The organism is Coriobacteriaceae bacterium (assembly GCA_025992705.1).
Classification (GTDB): domain Bacteria; phylum Actinomycetota; class Coriobacteriia; order Coriobacteriales; family QAMH01; genus QAMH01.
In genome coordinates, this window is record DAJPGJ010000001.1 from 1,795,435 (window position 1) to 1,813,029 (window position 17,595).

The window sequence follows — 17,595 nt, forward strand, 5'->3', positions numbered from 1 at the left end:
TATAGGACAAAACGTGTTGATGGCTAATCCCATTCGGCGCGCCATGGGAGAGCATGCCTGAGTTCTGCCCAGACTAGCCCATCGCCCCACTCTTCAGGACCATCGGTTCTCTGAGATTCTGTCGATACTTGCCTGCACAGTTCCTCTATATCGTCATCCGTAGGCATGGTTTTCAGAATCTCAGCTGCCGGAAGCGGGACTTCCGTATGAACATAGCACCACCAAAAGATAGCCTTCGCCCTTCTCATCAAACTCAGCCCTCGATGGTCTCTCAGCATGCGTCTGAGCTGTGCGTTGATTCCTCCCTCGATCTTGTTGTTCATGCTCGGGATTGGCCCGTCGCAGGTAAGCTCTGGATCCAGGAAGGTGAACAGCAGGTTCTTGCTCACGAGCCTGTTCAAGCCGTTCCTCGCCGTTACCAGCCTCTCATGCGTCCAGCGCATCCGTCCGCTTTCCTCATCGAGGGTCCTTTCGGCGAGGAAACCCTCCCACCTGGAACACCATGCGCTATAGGCTTCAAGCCAGGCCAATGCTGAAGCCACCTCCTTGATCGCGAGCAGCTCCTTGGCCAATCCGTAGAGTTCGACTCCGGCTTGCAGCTTGGGACGTGACGTCGTCTGCGCCCTGACTTGGCAAAAAGCATGGAAGGTGCAGCGTTGGACGCGGGTTGTCGGCCATACCCTCTTGCGCGCTTTCTCGAATCCCGTGCCGCCATCGCAGACCACGACATCCGGCGGGGGTATCTTGCCCATGAGGGCAGCCCATGACCTCGAGTTCTCCGAACGCGCGAGATACCAGCCGATCACATGCTCTTGGGTGCAGGCGATCAAGACGACGACGTTGCGGGCCAGATAGATGCCATCTGCGAAGACGACATGGTGGACCTCCCCTGTGATCGGAGCCAGCGGCCAGATGCTCCAGAACTTTGAACACTTGCGTCTGAACGTACGGCCGCCACCGGCCATGTCTGCCTGGCGCTCGTTCGAGAGAAGCCATTTGAGGAAGGTCTTTAGCTGCTTTGCGGTGTTATCTAGTTTGTGCGTGGTGGTCGCCCTGCAAGACTTGCAAAGCCAACGCTGCGATCCTGCAGCAGTCTTGCCGTTCCGTACCATCTTGCCCCCGCACACAGGGCATTTGATGTTGTTCATGCCCGTAATTCAAACACGGGCAACTTTCAGAGGGATTTTATGGCACCTGATCTGGGGATATGCTTGAATCTATCAACACGTTTTGTCCACCCTCATAATTGGACGCAGACAACTTTGAAGGCACTTTTACGCACTCTCACCTGGAGAAACAGATGAAATCATCAACACGTTTTGTCCTATAACCCTGAAAAAACGCCCTGACACGCGGGCGCATCAAGGCGTTAAAAGCGCGAAGCGCTTTTTGGTTCGAGCATAGAATAGCATACGGTGATTTATAAGATGTTGTGGATAAGTGGAGTATTCCGACGAAATGCCATTCTTTCCTACAAAACGACATCGCATAGTTGGATTTATTCGAATAAATATTTAAACGGAATCTCGTAGTTATCCACATATTTTGTGAATAGTGACAACAGGTATACAAGATATGGGATAGGAGGATGTAAGCAGGGTGCTTTGACACGTATCTTTGAAACACTTGATATTGCTCGTGAACGAATCTCGATGGCTAAGAGCATTTAACGCGTCTCTGCGTTTTAGTTTCCTGTTTCGATAGATCAGAGGATGCGGACAAATAGAACTTGTCGATTTCAGATGCTCAGCTCTAAGGCGTCTTAAGGATGTCGCATGCGCTATGCGACTCAAAAAGTCCATTCTTGTCTGTGACCTAATTCCCAACCTAACCATCCTTAACTTCTGCAAATACGAGGAGTCTCTCGCGTGAGACATTCGATGAACGTAAAACGAGACACACTCTGGAGTAGAATAAAGGTCAGAAAATCCCGAAAGCTCACTACCGGGAAAGTGACCATCCGCCATTTATTTTGCCAGCGCCCCAAAGCTCGCAAGAGCTAATAGCGTTCGGAGTGCAACTATGACATTTCATGAAACATTTAGTGCTGAACAGCTATTCCTTATGAAGGCAAAATCCGTATTAGAAAGCGAGGAGGACGCAATCCATCCCGAAAGAAGTTTGGCTGATAGGACTCTTGCAATTATTGCATGTGCTTTTGCTTTAGAGGCAATTTTGAATCTGCTATTCAGGCAGAGCAATCGAGTTAAACGCTTCGATGGCATGAGTGTGAGAGCAAAGATGGAAGTACTAGGAGCATTCGGGAATGTTGACATTCGCTTTGACTCAGATCCATGGAAGGCACTAAATGAGCTAATCAAAACCCGAGACTGGCTCGTTCATTTCAAAGAGCCCACAATTGGGTTGCTTGGTAGTTATGGATATATCACGAGTGTTGATACCAAAATACCTAAGTTGGCACCCTATAAGAGTCTCTCAATAGATAACCTATCAATTTACTATGAGAGTGTTCTTCGTGCCTGCAAGCTGCTCGCTCAAGGTCTAGGTCTAAGAGAGCACTTTGACTATCTGTGGACCCAACAATATGAGCCGTGGATGATAGGCTGAAAATCGCTGTTAACCTAAAAACGATAAACCTTGGAATCAAAATGCGAAGGTGATGATGCGAAAGAAGAGGATATGGATTCGTTGGAAATACTGGATGCAGTAGAAGCACAAGACTGGTTAATACAGCATATCGACGAAGGGCACTACTTCGAGCTGGACTCACATCCCGAACTTGGACATTGGATGGATCTCACTAGATTGGTCAATGACATGCAGCAGTTGCATGAGGTCTTTCTTTGGAATCACGCCCAGCTCATAAATGGTGTTCAAATCTATATGAATGACACTCTTCAGAAGATAATCGATAACGGATCGTCCCAAGCAGAAAACATAATTATCAATGGATATGCAATGAATTACTTTTCGAGTGGGATCAACCTCATCAGCTTCTTACAGTCAATTTCAAACCACGAGAAGAAAAGAGGGTTCAAAAATCATCAGGCGTTTGACGCTCTTAGACGCAAGGCATTTGATGAGGATTTTAACTATGCGCTCTCTTACACATTACGTAATTATTCACAGCACGGACAATTAATTGCATCGATATACCTTAATGCGAAACACGAAAAAGCCATCTGTTTTGACCTTTTCCAAATTCTGAATTCTGCTCTTGTCGACACAAACGCAAAAGCAAAGAAGAGATTTGAGAAGATATATTGCAAACTGATGGATTACGGGGGAAATCCAGTTCGCATATCGTTTGCAGGACTAACCGATGCTTATTTCGTCTCCATCTGCGAGCTTTACGAGAAATTCTTGCTAGCAAGTGAGTCGCCGAACATCTGAGCCGCATCTAAAAGATTTATTGAAGACATTTTTTTAAAAAATGCATCCAAAGCAAGTGAAGCAACCTCACTAAAAAAAGCATTTTGCGCCTCGCCCGCAAGCAAAGACGCCGTCGTATAATCCCCAACGCTTTCCATAAAAGATTCTATGTTGTATTTCAAATATGCGTCCTTCAAAAGAATCTCGGCCGCATTCGTTCCATCCACTATGGTTCCATCGGATGTTGTAACAGCTCCTGTCAAGCTTAATACAGACTGCAAGAAAACAGGATCTACGGCGATGATACCGTCAATCGGCTGCCTGTCATTCGCATCCCAGACGGCCTTCATAATCTCTGCTGCGCGCGGAAAATGAGGAATGTACCCTGCATCATAAAAATACCTTCCAACCCTTGTACCGAAAATCGTTTTCTCCTCTTCAGTTGTTGGAAGATAATCGCTTCCCTCCGGGGCAAAAGGCAATTGTGGCGCACCCATTTCGCTTACGCTTAGCTTGCCATTGTCTACAGTTAAGACTCCCGTAGATCCAGGAAAACCACCTGTTGACCTTAACTCGGACTCACCAAAAGCCACAAGAAGATACGTTCGAGCCCCATCTGCGCCCAAAAGCCCCGGTAGCGCATTAGATAAATCTGTCGCGTATCCAGATATTTCATCCAGTGTGCCCATAAGGCCCTTTACAGTCATGACTGGTTCGATAAGCTGCGATACGTGCGTATCCCCCAGCGCATTCACCTGTTTAGCACACTCTTGAATAGTCTGTGACGCAGAACCGATCGGGTTCAAAAGCGACTGCAGCAGCGGGATATTAAAGCCCCCATTCACAAAGAGAGACGCGCTGCCGTCAGCTGGTAATCCTTGGGTGATAGGGATAAGCACTTGCTCCGAAAGCCTGTTGGCAACATTGGCCAACGTACGCACCTGCTTCACGTCTTCGCCGTACACGGGAACAAACGTAAGCGGTGTCCATAATATACTGTTCACATTTCCATCTAGCTCTTGAGCAATAGAATTAAGATTGGTCGCGGTTCGCTGTGCACCTTGGACATCGCCCGATTGAATCTGATTCACCAGCGCCGACCCCTGACTCATAAGAATTCGTGCATCGTTCAAGGCGTTCTTAGCGCTTGCCGCAAGCGTCACACCCGGAATAACCAATAGCAGAACTACAGCCACCACAACGGCAATGATGATGGGTTTACGCCTGACATGCCGCCGCCTTGCCTTTACACCATGATTCATATAGTTAGCAGTACTATACTGAGCAAGTTCGTTTCTCGAAGGACGAGGCGTGGGCTGGCGGTGCGGTTGATTTGCGGCGCTCATCCGGCCGCCAACCGGCTGCTGCATTCCGTTACCGTAACCATTCTCCCGATTGTCCATCTCTCTCCACAATTCATACGGTCGCGACACGCATGCGTCGCGGTATCTCGATGACATACGTGTTGATGAATGATACGCCATCTGCCCATTTCACGCGCCTCGCTTCATATATTCTTCGCGCCATTGGGCACTTCCCTACGTACGAACGGGTGAAATGCTATAGAATCACCCGGAGCAAGCAAACCTTGACCTAAAGAGACTAATGACCCTTGACGCCGATGACATACGTATCGCAGTAGCAACGCATAAGCCATACCATATGCCACAAGAGCCGATTTACATGCCGATACAAGTCGGCAAGTCGCTTCATCCAGACATTGACCTAGGGTTTGCTGTTGACAACATGGGTGACAACATTAGCAACCTCAATGATGAATTCTCCGAGCTAACCGCTGTTTATTGGCTTTGGAAAAACTGCGATGCACCATACAAGGGCATTGTTCACTATCGTAGGCATTTCAGAAATCCCCGTGCACGCGACCGTGATCGCTTCAAGAAGATTGCGACCGAAGGTGATTTTTGTAACGCATTCGAACATGTTGACATCGTTGTTCCCAGGAAACGCAACTACTATATTGAGACGATCTATAGCCATTACGCGCACACGTTTCCCGGCGAGCAGCTCGACGAGCTTAGACAGGTCTTGCTCGATATGGAACCTGACTATGTCAACGCCTTCGACAACCTCATGCAGCGCAAAAAAGCGCATATGTTCAACATGTTTGTCATGAGCAGAGAAAAGTTCGACGAATACTGCGCCTGGCTCTTTCCCATTCTATTTGAGTTGACCAAACGCATCGATCCGCAGAAATATAATGACGCGTTCCAGGCACGTTACCCAGGACGCGTAAGTGAGCGTCTGCTTGATGTATGGATTAACACCAATGGCTATGAGTACGCTGAACTGCCTGTTATAAGCCCCGAACCCATAAACTGGTTCAAAAAAGCCGGCTCATTCCTCCTGGCAAAACTCGGTGCAAAAAAATATACGAAGAGTTTCTAGTTGCCGCATATATGGGAGACACAAATGATTAATCAAGTGTTCTACATAGACGAGGTTAGTGATAGCGCCAACGAGAACCACGCAGGCAGCAAAGCGCGCGCCGACATCTCACAGATACTGAACAGCATGGGCCTTACACGTTTGGTAGTCCGCTATGATAGGGTAGAGCGTCTCAGCGGAAACATCAAAAGCCGCCTGCTTGCCCACATTAAAGCTGTTGACGAATGGAATAAAGGACTTGCGCCCATTCAAAAAAACGATTGCGTTATCGTCCAATTCCCTCTCGACAATCATTCGATATTCGCAAAAAACGTCTTTGCCAAGCTTGACAAACGAGGAGCTCATCTCATATTGCTCATTCATGATCTTGATTTCATTCGTTTTCAAAGCAGCCAAACCACCTCGCAAATAAGCCGGATTCGCATAAACGCAGAAGAGCTTTCACTGCTCAAACTTGCCTCCATCATCATCGTTCACAACGAACGTATGAAAAAGATGCTCATCGAAAGCTGCAATATCCCAGAAGACAAAATAGTCTCTCTCAATATCTTTGACTATCTCCTTCCCACAAATACGCCAACTGCAAACGTACAGGGTCCATCCGCCGCTGTTGTGATTGCCGGAAACCTCCAACGAGAAAAAACAGGGTATGTCTACGCTCTTCCAATCAATACAGAGTTCAGGCTCTACGGCCCAAACTATGAAGGCGCTGATTCTGATACAGTTTTATATTGTGGACAAGCAAAAGCAGAGAAACTCCCAGCAAAGCTGCAGGGCAGTTTTGGATTAGTGTGGGATGGCAGCAGTGCCCAGTCATGCAAAGGCCCCTACGGCGAATACCTACGAGTAAATAATCCTCATAAAACATCTCTGTACATCGCCTCTGGACTGCCCGTTATTATCTGGAATCAAGCGGCGCTGGCCCCGTTCATCCTCGAGAATGAACTCGGCATCGCCGTTTCCAGTTTGGAGGATATAGAGGAAAAGACAAAGTCGCTCAGTTCTGAGCAATATGAAAGAATCGTACAGAAAGTTTTGGCTCTTTCGAAAGAGCTGCGAGAAGGTCAGTTCACCAAACGAGCCATCCACACCGCCCTCGCCAAGCTGCAAAAGCGCTCGTAGCGCCCTCCGATACTCATTCCATATGCTCATCAGCTATTTCAAAGTATAGTTCTCGCAACCGTCGAGCTGTATCTTTGACATCATATCCAGCTGCTTTAATTTCTTGCGTCCCAAGCGGATTTCTTTTGCCCTTGAAGGACTTAACGGCATCCGCCCAGTTACGCCTCTTTTCCGTTAGAGAAAGGCGTTTAATAAAAGGCCTAGCGATATCGGCCTCTTCGGCAACATTATTCGACACGACACAGGGAAGACCGGATGCCTGGGCCTCGATCAAAGAAATTCCCAACCCTTCCCAAACCGAGGGGAACAGGAAAACATCCATGCCAGACAGCAGCTGAGGAATATTATCGCGCGCACCTAAAAAATGAATGTTCTCATGAGACTTGAGTTCCTCGCTTTTCTGAAGCAAGTGGTCTCTAAGGGGACCATCACCCACGATCCAAAGTGCGCAATTCTCGTCTGATCCGCAAACTTCATCGAAGACCTTTATGATGAACTCGTGATTCTTCTCCTCTGCGAGACGTCCCACATTGCCAATCACGAATGCGTCCTCCGTTGCGCCTAAACTATCGCGGATTTCCTTTCGCGCTTCAGATGAAAAACGAAAACGTTCCACAGCAATGCCATTCTTCAGAATCACGATTTTTTTGGAGGGACCGGGCAAAAACTTACTTTTTCCCGCCTCAGTTGAGCACGCGCAGAACAAATCGATGTTTTTGTTCATGAGAACAGCACTGATGCGTCGAATCACGCGTTTCTTTATATTCATCGTCTCAACAGATGAGTGCGAGTGCGCGATTACAAAAGGAGCGCCGCATCTTTTTGCAGCTTGTGAGCCAAATCTAAACACCGAGATGCTCCCCGAATGGATATGCACGATGTCATAATTATGCTCATTGAAGAACTCCGTCAAGGGCTCCAAAATGCCCTTTCTGCTATGACCAGGATTAAACGGGAGCCCCAGCTCAAATACGTTGCCCCCTTTTTCTTCGATTAGCTGCTTATATGACTGATTGCCTACCCAATATGGCGTTAAAACATCAAGAACAAGCCCTTCGAGATTCATATTCAAATAATTGGAGATGATATAGGACTCTTGTCCGCCTCGTTCAAAAGGCTCTCCGAGCAAATTAAGAATCCGCAATGGTTTGGTATCTGAGCAACCCATGACATCCATACCTCCATTGTCATACGCGACGATTACGCATCGTTATCAGCGGGGAATTCGATGACGGGGTTAAACGAAAACCCATCGATAGTTCCTTTCGCTATCATTTTTAAACGCGCTCCCTTATTGTCCTTGGATCTAAGCAGGACCCTGACAGCATGCCCCACCAGACGAGCCGCCTCATACAAAAAACCCTTCATACCTTCTCTGCGATAAAGATAAACGTCGTTTCGGTAAAGATAATTGTACCTGTCAAGCCGATCAGTACTATCTACTGCGATATTTGCACCATGGTTGGATGCGCATTTATGAACCACTATGCTTGAGGAAACCAGATAGCATTTGTGTTGCAGGGAAATCCGACGGGTAAACTCCCAATCATCTGTCCAAATGAAGAATTCCTTTATTGGAAGGCCTGCTTCTTTAATCACAGAAACTGGAACGAATAAGGAGACAAAACTCGCCATTACAACAGGACGGAGACCCCGTGCCGAATCGGAGATGTTTTTAGTGAGAGTCTCACGTTGCCTGTTCATTTCGCATATGGAGCCATCTTTCCATAACACTTTGCTCGACAAAAAGCCCCAATCTGAGTCGATCTCACTCGTTGCCTCCAGCAAGCGTTCGAGAGCGTCAGGATGAGGGATGGTGTCGTCATCCATCACCCAAATATATTCGTACTGAGCCTCCGCAGCAATCCTCATCCCCAACTGAAAGCCACCCGCGCCACCAAGGTTCTCTCCCGTGTTGTGATAAACGAGCGCATCTTTTTCAATATAAGGCGCTAAAGCAGCTTCCGTGCCATCGGAACTGTCGTTATCAATAACGATAACGTCCATTTCATCTTTAGCCGTCTGGGCAAGCAATTGCTCAACGCATTCCACCAGCAAGTCTTTGCGATTGTACGTGACGACGACGGCAGCAACCGTCTTTTGACGAAAAGCCGGGGCCATTCGAATACCCCCATTTTCATTAGATGCACAGTTCATACCCAACATGTGTTTTCTCACTTCGTAGTGACTAGCCCTTGTTTTTCCCGACTATTCGCCAGAAATACTGGTTCTTTGTAATAAGGCAGTATATGAAGGAAAGTAGACAAAAGACTAGCACGCCAACAAGGATTTCGATAACGAGCAAAAGTACGGACATCCCTAAAGCTGGCATAAGCAAGCTTACGATGAAACGGATAAAAACAGCCATCACGATGCCGATAAGAAAAAACGGGAACGTGTTTTTCACATAGCGAGCTAAGGGAAGTTCTCCGCGCACGAAAAACACCTGTACCGTCAAAACGACAAACTCCGCAGCAACGACGCCCAAAGCTGCCCCCAGTGCGCCGAGCTCGCTAATTAAAAGCAGACAGAGGACAACGTTGATCACGGCACCCGCGCAGACAGAAATGGTGTAGTGATTGTCTCTGTACAGGGGCAACAAGTATTGTGCGCCAATCACATTTGTAGCGCAGATGAGCGGAACAATCCAGGCAAGCGCGGTCATCACGGCAGCGCATGGTTCGTATCCGGGGCCAAAGAAAACGACGACGAATTCCGGTGCGATTCCCGTAATCCCAAAAGCCATTGCAAGACCACCAGCCAACATGAGCCACATGGAAGTATCGAGCAAGTCGAGCCCTTCTTCGGTTTTTCCGGCGGCAAACATGTTTGACATACGCGGAAGCATGACTGTACCCAGGGCCGTGATAACTGCCAGAGGCATTCGCGCCATTTTATTCGAATAATCGAAATAGCCGGTTTGCTCCATGGTCGACATGGCTCCAAGCAAGATGGAGTTGAGCGTCGTGTAGAGGCTGATTGCGATAACGGGAATGAAGAGCTTCAGGTTGGGGAGAAAATGCACCTTAACCTCAGCCCATGTGGGCTTGGAAAACTTAACGTATTTATGAAGAAACGGTAAAAGCAGTGCAAAGCCAAGCAAGAAGCAGAGAGAGTCGATTCCGCAGTATATGTACACGTCCTGAGCAGAGTGTATGAGCGTGAAAATACCGACAAGTTCGAGAACCTTCGTCGCGATGTTGATGATGGTCGCTTTGGCAAAGTCCTCCATTCCAAAAAAAAGCCAGGAAACGTTAATCACGCTTGAAAAGACGTACATTGCCCAAAGCAATGATATGACCATACCTCCCTGCGGAAACAGAATTGCGTAAACGAGATAGAAAACGAACACGGGAATAGCGACGACAAGCTGCGAGGCAAAGACTGAGCTGAACGTTTTGTTGCGCTGCGCGGGATTATCCGCAACCGCCGCCATGGCACGGACGCCATAATTCGACATGCCCAAAGTCGCAAACATCACGAAATAGACAGCAATTGCATAGGTATAAGAATACAGTCCGACCCCTGACGCCTCGAGAACTCGTGACAGATAGGGTGTGGTAACAAGCGGCGTGATAATCTGGAATATCTGATACGCCGAGTTATAGACAAAGTTTTTCTTTACAGAGTGTGACATGGTCACAACTATACCGTAACGAACAAACACTCGAAGCTACGCCATGTATGGTATTCTCTAAGCAGCACTCAACATAAATAATAATGAGTTTGATAGTTATGACAAATAAAATCAAAGCCAGACTTTTCCAGATTAGACACGCCCCAACTTTCGCAATGATTCTATATTGTATTTATCTTGTATGGAAAATTAGCCAGAGCACTCTATTGGCTTTTATTACAGATGGATTGCCCAACACGATTATTCACTTTTCAATCTTAGCGTTGCTGACGATTAGCGACGTCTACACCCATCGTGACCAATACTTTCGGCGTCCCTTTGACAAAAAGCTAATTCCCGTCATTTGTTTCTTTATTCTCGGCTGTATCGTCTGGATAGTCTCGCGCCGTGTTGAGATTATTGATTTGGTCATACTTGTATGGTGCTGTAGAAACGTCGACTTCAAAAAGATCGCAATTACCTCGATTGGGATTATTTCCATATTCTCTTTAATCGTTGTTGTTCTCTCCTTGTTTGGCGTTATTAATGACTACGTATGGGATCCTGGAACAAGAAATAGGCATGGTTTTGGATTTCTCTATTGCACCACATTAAGCCACCTGTTTCTTACGGTATCTTTACTTTGGATTTTTCTCCGCCGCAGCGCTCTCACGTTTGTAGAAATACTTGGTATTCTTGCAATAGACATTCTTATCTTTATCTTCACCGACGCAAAGAACTCTTTTATTTTGGTTATTTTGGCACTTGTGCTTTGGTTTTTTCTCAAAGTATCCAAAGGCAAATTTGCAGGAAAAAAAATATTGTCTATATCCGGCGCTTGGATATTTCCAATACTCGCGGTTTTAAGCCTGATATGTTTCCTTGCTTTTAATCCTTCATTTGAATTTTGGAATATCATTAACAAAGCTTTGGCAAACAGACTTGCTCAAACGCAAGCTACCTTATTCACTTATGGTGTCTTGCCATTTGGACAAGAAATAGAGCTTGTTGGAAATTGGCTAACACCCGAAGGTGTCATGGAAATAAGCACTGGATCATTTGATACAAATTTTGTTGACAATTCCTACATGCATATCTTGATATATATGGGATGGGTTGCACTTGCTGCTGTCGTGTTCACTCTTTTTCAACTTGGCAGATGGGCAGCCAACACCAACAACAAGTACCTAACACTCTGCCTATGTGTTATTGCTCTTCATGCCGTACTTGATACGCAACTTATTGAGCCCGTATACAACACATTTCTTTTCTTGACTCCTTGTCTTCTTGCACAAGAAGTCCCTCTTGCCTCATGGCAAAAACCATTGTGGAAACCCGCTTGTTTAAAAGAGAAAAACAGGTAACAAAGTTACCTACTTTCCGCTCGCGTTCTTGCCGAACATGGCGCTAAAGGTCTCGAAAAACACCTTTAGGTCAATCTTCGCACTGCGGTTGCGCACATAAAAAAGCTCAAGGCTCTGGCGTTCGCCATCCTCGTACTTCGCATCGTTGCGCGATACCGTCTGCCACCAACCCGTGATGCCAGGCGTCACCGAGAGAAACTCCACAACCGAATCGTCGTAGGCTGCAAGCTCGTCAGGCTCGACGGGGCGCGGGCCGATGACGCTCATCTCGCCCGTAAGCACGTTCCAGAACTGAGGCAGCTCGTCGAGCGAAGTCTTGCGCAAAAACTTGCCGATTTTCGTAATACGCGGATCGTTGTCGACCTTGTGCTCGGCTTCCCACTGCTTGAGCTGGTCGGGCGTGAGGTGCTTTTCGACATCATCGGCCCCCGGCACCATCGAGCGCAATTTGTAGATATTCATGGGCACGCCATAGCGCCCGACGCGCTTGTGCTTGTATATGGGCGATCCGGGATTATCGAGCCATATAAGACCACAGACCGCAAGAGTGGGGATGAAGCAGGCAACGGATGCACAGGCGGAAAACACCACATCGAAGCCGCGCTTCACCACGTGGTACCGATAGGTATCGTCTATACCCGGAATAGGCTGACGCTGCACGGGATTGAGCACGATGTCGGTTCCGCGCGTCGCCTTGTCAAGCACGTTTTGTGCCTGGACACTTGTGACATCAATGATTTCATCGGGTGTTGGTTTGCCCTTGCGATCGCGCTTCCACGCGACGATCTGGCCCGCAGCGGCAACGGCAACCGATGCGCCCGCGAACACAGCGGCGCCCGTTTTGAGGACCTTGCCCCAACCCCCCCTATGCGCATTACGAGTCATGCGTCTCCCGAATATCGAATGAAAGCATCTGCTGCATGGTACAGCAGAAAGCGGCCCTTTGGCACGTCGGACTGTTACATGTACCCCAGCGGCCTAGAGAGCCTCGTTTGCCAAAGGCGTCATGTCGATTTGCAGAGAGGTTTCTGCCTTGGGCGACGTCGTCAGCGTATAGCTGATGGTCGTGCTCTCCCCGCCATTGATGCCCGTGATGCCGTACCAGACCTCATTGCCGTTATAGCTGGCCTTGGTCATCTCGTCAGGACCGGGCGTGGTATACCACTCGCCACCAAAGTAGCTCGAATCGAAGAAGTAGCCATTCGTCTGCATGTTCGAGATGCTGCCACCTGCCGGCGCATAGAGGTATACGTCCAGATGCATGTCGCTCGCGCTGCGCTTAATGGCTGCCTCGCCTGTGATGTACCAGGACATGTCAGAGGCAGCAGCATCGCTGAGCGTGTTGCTGAAGGTGACGGTGACGTCATAACTCATTGAGCCGTCAGCATTCTTACGGCCTTCGCTTACCTGCGCATCCGCATCGAGGTACCAGAAGCTCTTCGCACCTGACGCGGCCCCAAAGTAGATACCCGCAACGGGTTCGGTTTCGCTCACGGAAGTCAAGCCGGCTGCGCCGAGCTTGGTGACGATGGCCTCCTCCTCGGGATTGGCCATCCAGATGTAGAAGCGGCGGTCATCAAGCGAGTTATTGACGACTTCGAGGAGCTTCGCCAAGTCGACCTCGCCCAAATTGCCGAGCACCTGGTCAAGCGCCGCACTGGCGACCTCGGCAAAGAACGCGTCCTGAATCTCGTTCTCATCGCCGTAGCGCAAGTAGACTTCGTTCATGAGAATCTGCGCGGCATTGGTACCATCGACAACCGTGCCATTGCTCGTGGTCACGCCTCCGGTGAGCGCGAGGATGCGCTGCAGAAAGACCGGATCGAGCATGACGATGCCATCGACCTCCGTGTTGCCACTCGACTCCCAGATGGCCTTCTGAAGCTCGGCCACGCGCGGGAAGTTGGGAATGTAGCCAACGTCACGCATGTCCATACCCACGCGCTTGCCAAAAATCAGGAGTTCCTCATCGGTGAGGGGCAAGGCCGCCTCTCCGGTATCGGGGCGCGGGGCAGTCTCGCTCCCCACGAAATCGCCCATGCTCATCTTACCGTCCTCGACGGTCATGATGCCAAAGGACCCCGCCATGCCGCCGGTGGAGCGCGGCTCGGCATTGTTCGCGGCGATCACGAGGTAGTGGGCGGGCTCGCCATCGGCACCGAGCATGCCGGGCAGCAGATGCGAGAGCTCGCTTGCGTACTCGGAGACGGTATCGAGCGTGCCGACCAGCCCCTTGACGGTCTGGACGGGTTCCTTGAGCTGGTCAAGATGCGAATCGCCCATCTTGGCGACCTGCTCGGCGCAATCGTGAATCGTGGGATACTCGGCACCGAGCGGCGCGAGCATGTCCTCCACCGCTTCCACGTTGACACCGCCGTCAACGACGATGCCCGAAAGTCCCTCTGCGGGAAGCGCATTGATAAGAGGCGTAACCGCCTTGGCACACAGCGTGTCCGCCACACTCGCGATCGTGCGCACCTGGGCGATATCGCTACCATAGACAGGGATGAGCGTGGCAGCGGCCCACAGAGGGCTGCCCACGGTATCGTTGAGCTTCTTGGCGGTTGCCGAGAGTTCCGTCGCCGTTTTTCCAGCGCCGGTCTTGTCGCCCTCCTTGAGCTGTGTGACGAGCGTCTTTCCCTGATCCATGAGGACCTCGGCATCTGCCTTGGCATCCTTGGCGCTCATGGCAAGGGCCACGCCCGAACAGCCCAGGATAAGGATGACCGCCACGACGACCACGATGATGATGTTGCGGCGCTTGTGGTTCTTGGGGCGCCGCGCGCTGTGCCCGACGTAGTTGCTCGCGTTGTACGCTGCCATATCCGACCGCAAGACGGGCTGCTGCCCACTGCGGCTGTGGTTACCGTGAGCGGAATACCTGACCATGATGCTCCCCATGTTCGAAATCACTGGTTATCGTGAGTTTTCATGACAAATGTTTGCTCATGATACCGCAAGAGCCCCAAAGGCACGGTTTCTCCACGCATTCTATGCGATACTAGGTTTACCAATCACCCGCGAGAGAAGGACGCACCATGAGTGCCCAGCTACCCAACGACGAAGAGGTCCTGCAATACATAGAGTCCATCCCCAACCTGCGCACGGAATGGGGCATCACGGGCTCAAAGAAGATGGCGACCATCACCTTCGTCTTGCTCAACATACTCCTCGCCGTGGTCATCATCGGGACGATCGCCTACTTCATGCTCGATGGGCAGCAGGCAAGTCATAACGTATCCGGCTTTCTCATCGTGCTCGTCCTCGCATATGCCGTAAGCGGCTTGCGTCACTTCCAGCTACGCGCCGAGCGCGCGGAGTTACCCAAGTACCGCAAGGCCCTCGCACGGGAGCTTACCGGCAACCCCGAGACGGACTCCGAGGCGCAGGCGCGCGTCGAGCGGAGCTTCAAATGGGAGTCCATGCGCTACCGCTATATTGCGCGCATGCTCGGTATCGCGGGACTCGTCATCATCATGATCAACACGTATCAGGGCGCGACATACGACTTCGCGCGCATTCTCATCTTCGATGGCGCGATTCTCATCTACCTCACGGGCTCGCTCTGGAACAACTACGCCCTCAAGGCCGACATCCTCGAAATCACCCTCGAGGAGCGCTGTCGCGCCACCATCCGTTGGCAGACGGAGCATCCAGGCGAAGCGCAGGAGGATGCAGAGGACGAGACGCCGCAGACTCCCGCACGCGAAGCGCCCAAAGAGTCTCCCGCACGCGATGACGCGCACGGCAAGACCGGCAACGGCACGTTTTCGGAGTAATGGCGAGTCGCGCGTGAGGCCCTAGCGCGAGAAGCCGCCGCCTCCGCCGCCGAAACCGCCGCCTCCACCCATCGAAAAGCCGCCTCCACCGCCGAAGCTCCCGCCGCCGCCACCCTTGGCAGCGGCAATGATGCTCTGCGCCGAAGACATCGTGTTCTCGAACGCGTTGCCAAAGAAGTCCGTGCTCGCCGCACCGGCATGCATCGAAACGTAGGGGTTGTAGTACCACAGCATGCTGCCGACGAACACGTCGCTAGTCCAAATATCAGGCGCGACGCGGTTGAGGTCATTCACAACCTGATCGGCAACACCAAACAGATACGCATAGACAAGCAGCTCGCCCCATACCTTGGCATCCGTGGGCACGGCCTCGTCAAGTGCGGTGAAGTCCTTGAACCAGCGCTTGAGCGCCGTGCAGCGCGCGTAGATATCGACGGCCTCCTGGGAGCGTCGCGTCATGAAGAACGAGAACGCGAGCAGAATCACGGCACCGGGAAGCAAGCCGATAACCGGCATGAAGTTCTCGATCGTGATGCTCGCGAAGGCACCGAGCACGATGAGCCCGATTGACGCAATCTGAAACGCGCGCTTGCAACGCTCGCCCGTCCTCTCGAAAAAACCGCGCCTGTCCACCTCGGCGCTGATGGTGCCCTGCCACAACTGCATGGAGTTCACGTAGCTCTCGGCGTGGTCCTTGGCATACGCCTCGATATCCTCAAGCGTGACGCTGCCGTACTGCACGCCGATCCTGTCGAAGACCAAGTCGAGCGCCTTGGTGTCAATGGCGTCGTGATTCACATGGAGGCGCTTCTCGGGATTGAGCCCGAGCCTATAGGTCACGTGCTCCTTGTCGCCCAGGATCTTGCGTTCCTCGATGCTCGTCTCGCGCGAGATGCTCACCACGCCGAGGTTGGAGAGATGCATGAGGACGGCAGTCAGATCATTGGCGTCGGGTTTGTTCCAGCGCCATAGACGCGCGATGACGGCGGGATTTGTCTCCTTCTCGGGCACGTCGCGCCAATACTCGTCCGTGAAGTTAGGTTTATGCTCGCGGCCGTAGCGGAAGAACAGAACGAGCGCGACGATGAGGCATGCGAGCGAGATGCACAGGGGGATGACGAGCAGCAACACATCGATAATGCGACGAGCCTGTGCCTCGCGCTCCCATGCCCGCTCCTCCTCGAGCACCTGGGGAAGCCCGTCGTAGGCATGCGTTTGCTCGGCCGAGACCAACGGCGTCCAGCTTGCCGGGAAGGCGACGCGCATCTCGGCGAAGTCGCCCTCTTTCACGCGCGGGACAACGAACTCGATGACGCCGGTGTCCTCGAAGCTCACCGAGCCGTTGATGTTGCCGTGAGCGAAGGCGTAGACGTTTTCGCCACCCGTGACGCTCTGGCCTGCAGGCACGGGCAGGCGCACGAACGCGTGCACGTCCTCGGTATCGACATCCCAGTTAGGAGCGACGAATTGCCAATACAGCACGCTCACGTCGTCATAGCGATTGACGGCGCCCGTGTAGGTGTAATCGAAGACGAAGGTCTTCCTTTCGTCTTCGGTCGTCGAGAACGCATAGACCGTGCGTTCGGCCACATCGATAGAGTAGTAGCCGCTCGGAGGGCCGCCCGCCGTACGCCATGAACCCTGGAACGGTACTTCGACGAGCTGCGTGGTGACACCGTTCTCGTCGATGACCGACACGCCGTTGACGATGCCCGTGCCGCCGGGCGGCGGATCGAGCACCGCAGCCGTAAGCGTGTAGCGGCCGTCGAACTCATAGGTTCGCGCATCGACGACATGTAGCGAGCCATCCTCGTTAACGGTCGCGTTGATGGTGTCGCTCGCGCACGCGTGGCTCTTGGCGTGGGCACTCGTAGGCATGATGCACGCGCACGCGACAAGCCAAAGCACGCACGCGATGACCAGCACGCAACTGGGACAAATGGACAGGGCAAATGTCCCACTAAGGCTAGTGGGA

General features: G+C 51.2%; 14 protein-coding genes. 6 read left to right on the forward strand and 8 right to left on the reverse strand.

Annotated features, from left to right (window positions below; translation table 11 throughout):
* Positions 1–23: 23 nt before the first annotated feature.
* Complete coding sequence (locus OIM11_07805) at positions 24–1,148, reverse strand: IS1249 family transposase (protein ID HJJ01030.1); 1,125 nt, start codon at positions 1,146–1,148, stop codon at positions 24–26.
* A gap of 874 nt (positions 1,149–2,022) precedes the next feature.
* On the opposite strand from OIM11_07805, the gene OIM11_07810 reads away from it, so the two are divergent.
* Positions 2,023–2,568: a hypothetical protein gene (locus tag OIM11_07810; GenBank protein ID HJJ01031.1), complete on the forward strand. Its 546-nt coding sequence runs from the start codon at positions 2,023–2,025 to the stop codon at positions 2,566–2,568.
* Positions 2,569–2,640: 72 nt separating this feature from the next.
* The gene (locus OIM11_07815; GenBank protein HJJ01032.1) at positions 2,641–3,354 is read left to right on the forward strand and encodes a hypothetical protein; all 714 of its coding nucleotides are present in this window, start codon (positions 2,641–2,643) and stop codon (positions 3,352–3,354) included.
* Here the strand turns inward: OIM11_07815 and OIM11_07820 are convergent.
* A complete protein-coding gene (locus OIM11_07820) occupies positions 3,312–4,736 on the reverse strand; it encodes a DUF4012 domain-containing protein (protein HJJ01033.1) in 1,425 nt (474 codons plus the stop codon). The genes OIM11_07815 and OIM11_07820 overlap by 43 nt on opposite strands.
* Before the next feature lie 202 nt (positions 4,737–4,938).
* On the opposite strand from OIM11_07820, the gene OIM11_07825 reads away from it, so the two are divergent.
* Complete coding sequence (locus tag OIM11_07825; protein HJJ01034.1) at positions 4,939–5,739, forward strand: DUF4422 domain-containing protein; 801 nt, start codon at positions 4,939–4,941, stop codon at positions 5,737–5,739.
* Positions 5,740–5,763: 24 nt separating this feature from the next.
* Complete coding sequence (locus OIM11_07830) at positions 5,764–6,861, forward strand: hypothetical protein (protein ID HJJ01035.1); 1,098 nt, start codon at positions 5,764–5,766, stop codon at positions 6,859–6,861.
* 13 nt (positions 6,862–6,874) lie between these two features.
* On the opposite strand, the gene OIM11_07835 is transcribed toward OIM11_07830, so the two are convergent.
* From OIM11_07835 to OIM11_07845, 3 genes are read right to left on the reverse strand one after another with little or no spacing between them, the layout of a single operon-like run.
* Positions 6,875–8,029: a glycosyltransferase gene (locus OIM11_07835; GenBank protein ID HJJ01036.1), complete on the reverse strand. Its 1,155-nt coding sequence runs from the start codon at positions 8,027–8,029 to the stop codon at positions 6,875–6,877.
* Between the two features lie 32 nt (positions 8,030–8,061).
* Complete coding sequence (locus OIM11_07840; protein HJJ01037.1) at positions 8,062–9,027, reverse strand: glycosyltransferase family 2 protein; 966 nt, start codon at positions 9,025–9,027, stop codon at positions 8,062–8,064.
* A gap of 22 nt (positions 9,028–9,049) precedes the next feature.
* Positions 9,050–10,498, reverse strand: a complete 1,449-nt coding sequence (locus OIM11_07845; protein ID HJJ01038.1) for a flippase — start codon at positions 10,496–10,498, stop codon at positions 9,050–9,052.
* Between the two features lie 98 nt (positions 10,499–10,596).
* Here OIM11_07845 and OIM11_07850 point away from each other — a divergent pair, with 98 nt between their 5' ends.
* Positions 10,597–11,841, forward strand: coding sequence for a hypothetical protein (locus OIM11_07850; GenBank protein HJJ01039.1), 1,245 nt, complete (start codon positions 10,597–10,599; stop codon positions 11,839–11,841).
* Positions 11,842–11,850: 9 nt separating this feature from the next.
* Here the strand turns inward: OIM11_07850 and OIM11_07855 are convergent, their stop codons facing one another.
* Both OIM11_07855 and OIM11_07860 read right to left on the reverse strand, forming a co-directional pair.
* Positions 11,851–12,726: a sugar transferase gene (locus OIM11_07855; GenBank protein HJJ01040.1), complete on the reverse strand. Its 876-nt coding sequence runs from the start codon at positions 12,724–12,726 to the stop codon at positions 11,851–11,853.
* 93 nt (positions 12,727–12,819) lie between these two features.
* Positions 12,820–14,730: a DUF4012 domain-containing protein gene (locus OIM11_07860; protein HJJ01041.1), complete on the reverse strand. Its 1,911-nt coding sequence runs from the start codon at positions 14,728–14,730 to the stop codon at positions 12,820–12,822.
* A gap of 149 nt (positions 14,731–14,879) precedes the next feature.
* On the opposite strand from OIM11_07860, the gene OIM11_07865 reads away from it, so the two are divergent.
* The gene (locus OIM11_07865) at positions 14,880–15,620 is read left to right on the forward strand and encodes a hypothetical protein (protein ID HJJ01042.1); all 741 of its coding nucleotides are present in this window, start codon (positions 14,880–14,882) and stop codon (positions 15,618–15,620) included.
* 21 nt (positions 15,621–15,641) lie between these two features.
* Here the strand turns inward: OIM11_07865 and OIM11_07870 are convergent, their stop codons facing one another.
* Positions 15,642–17,498, reverse strand: coding sequence for a DUF2207 domain-containing protein (locus tag OIM11_07870; protein ID HJJ01043.1), 1,857 nt, complete (start codon positions 17,496–17,498; stop codon positions 15,642–15,644).
* Between the last annotated feature and the right edge of the window lie 97 nt (positions 17,499–17,595).

Excerpts from the sequence above, each read along its gene's own strand:
- OIM11_07810 (HJJ01031.1), top strand. The coding sequence starts at position 2,023 with ATGACATTTCATGAAACATTTAGTGCTGAACAGCTATTCCTTATGAAG.
- OIM11_07870 (HJJ01043.1), bottom strand. The coding sequence starts at position 17,498 with ATGCCTACGAGTGCCCACGCCAAGAGCCACGCGTGCGCGAGCGACACC.
- OIM11_07850 (HJJ01039.1), top strand. The coding sequence starts at position 10,597 with ATGACAAATAAAATCAAAGCCAGACTTTTCCAGATTAGACACGCCCCA.
- OIM11_07840 (HJJ01037.1), bottom strand. The coding sequence starts at position 9,027 with ATGTTGGGTATGAACTGTGCATCTAATGAAAATGGGGGTATTCGAATG.
- OIM11_07860 (HJJ01041.1), bottom strand. The coding sequence starts at position 14,730 with ATGGTCAGGTATTCCGCTCACGGTAACCACAGCCGCAGTGGGCAGCAG.
- OIM11_07855 (HJJ01040.1), bottom strand. The coding sequence starts at position 12,726 with ATGACTCGTAATGCGCATAGGGGGGGTTGGGGCAAGGTCCTCAAAACG.
- OIM11_07865 (HJJ01042.1), top strand. The coding sequence starts at position 14,880 with ATGAGTGCCCAGCTACCCAACGACGAAGAGGTCCTGCAATACATAGAG.
- OIM11_07835 (HJJ01036.1), bottom strand. The coding sequence starts at position 8,029 with ATGGGTTGCTCAGATACCAAACCATTGCGGATTCTTAATTTGCTCGGA.
- OIM11_07815 (HJJ01032.1), top strand. The coding sequence starts at position 2,641 with ATGGATTCGTTGGAAATACTGGATGCAGTAGAAGCACAAGACTGGTTA.
- OIM11_07820 (HJJ01033.1), bottom strand. The coding sequence starts at position 4,736 with ATGGACAATCGGGAGAATGGTTACGGTAACGGAATGCAGCAGCCGGTT.
- OIM11_07830 (HJJ01035.1), top strand. The coding sequence starts at position 5,764 with ATGATTAATCAAGTGTTCTACATAGACGAGGTTAGTGATAGCGCCAAC.
- OIM11_07805 (HJJ01030.1), bottom strand. The coding sequence starts at position 1,148 with ATGAACAACATCAAATGCCCTGTGTGCGGGGGCAAGATGGTACGGAAC.
- OIM11_07845 (HJJ01038.1), bottom strand. The coding sequence starts at position 10,498 with ATGTCACACTCTGTAAAGAAAAACTTTGTCTATAACTCGGCGTATCAG.
- OIM11_07825 (HJJ01034.1), top strand. The coding sequence starts at position 4,939 with ATGACCCTTGACGCCGATGACATACGTATCGCAGTAGCAACGCATAAG.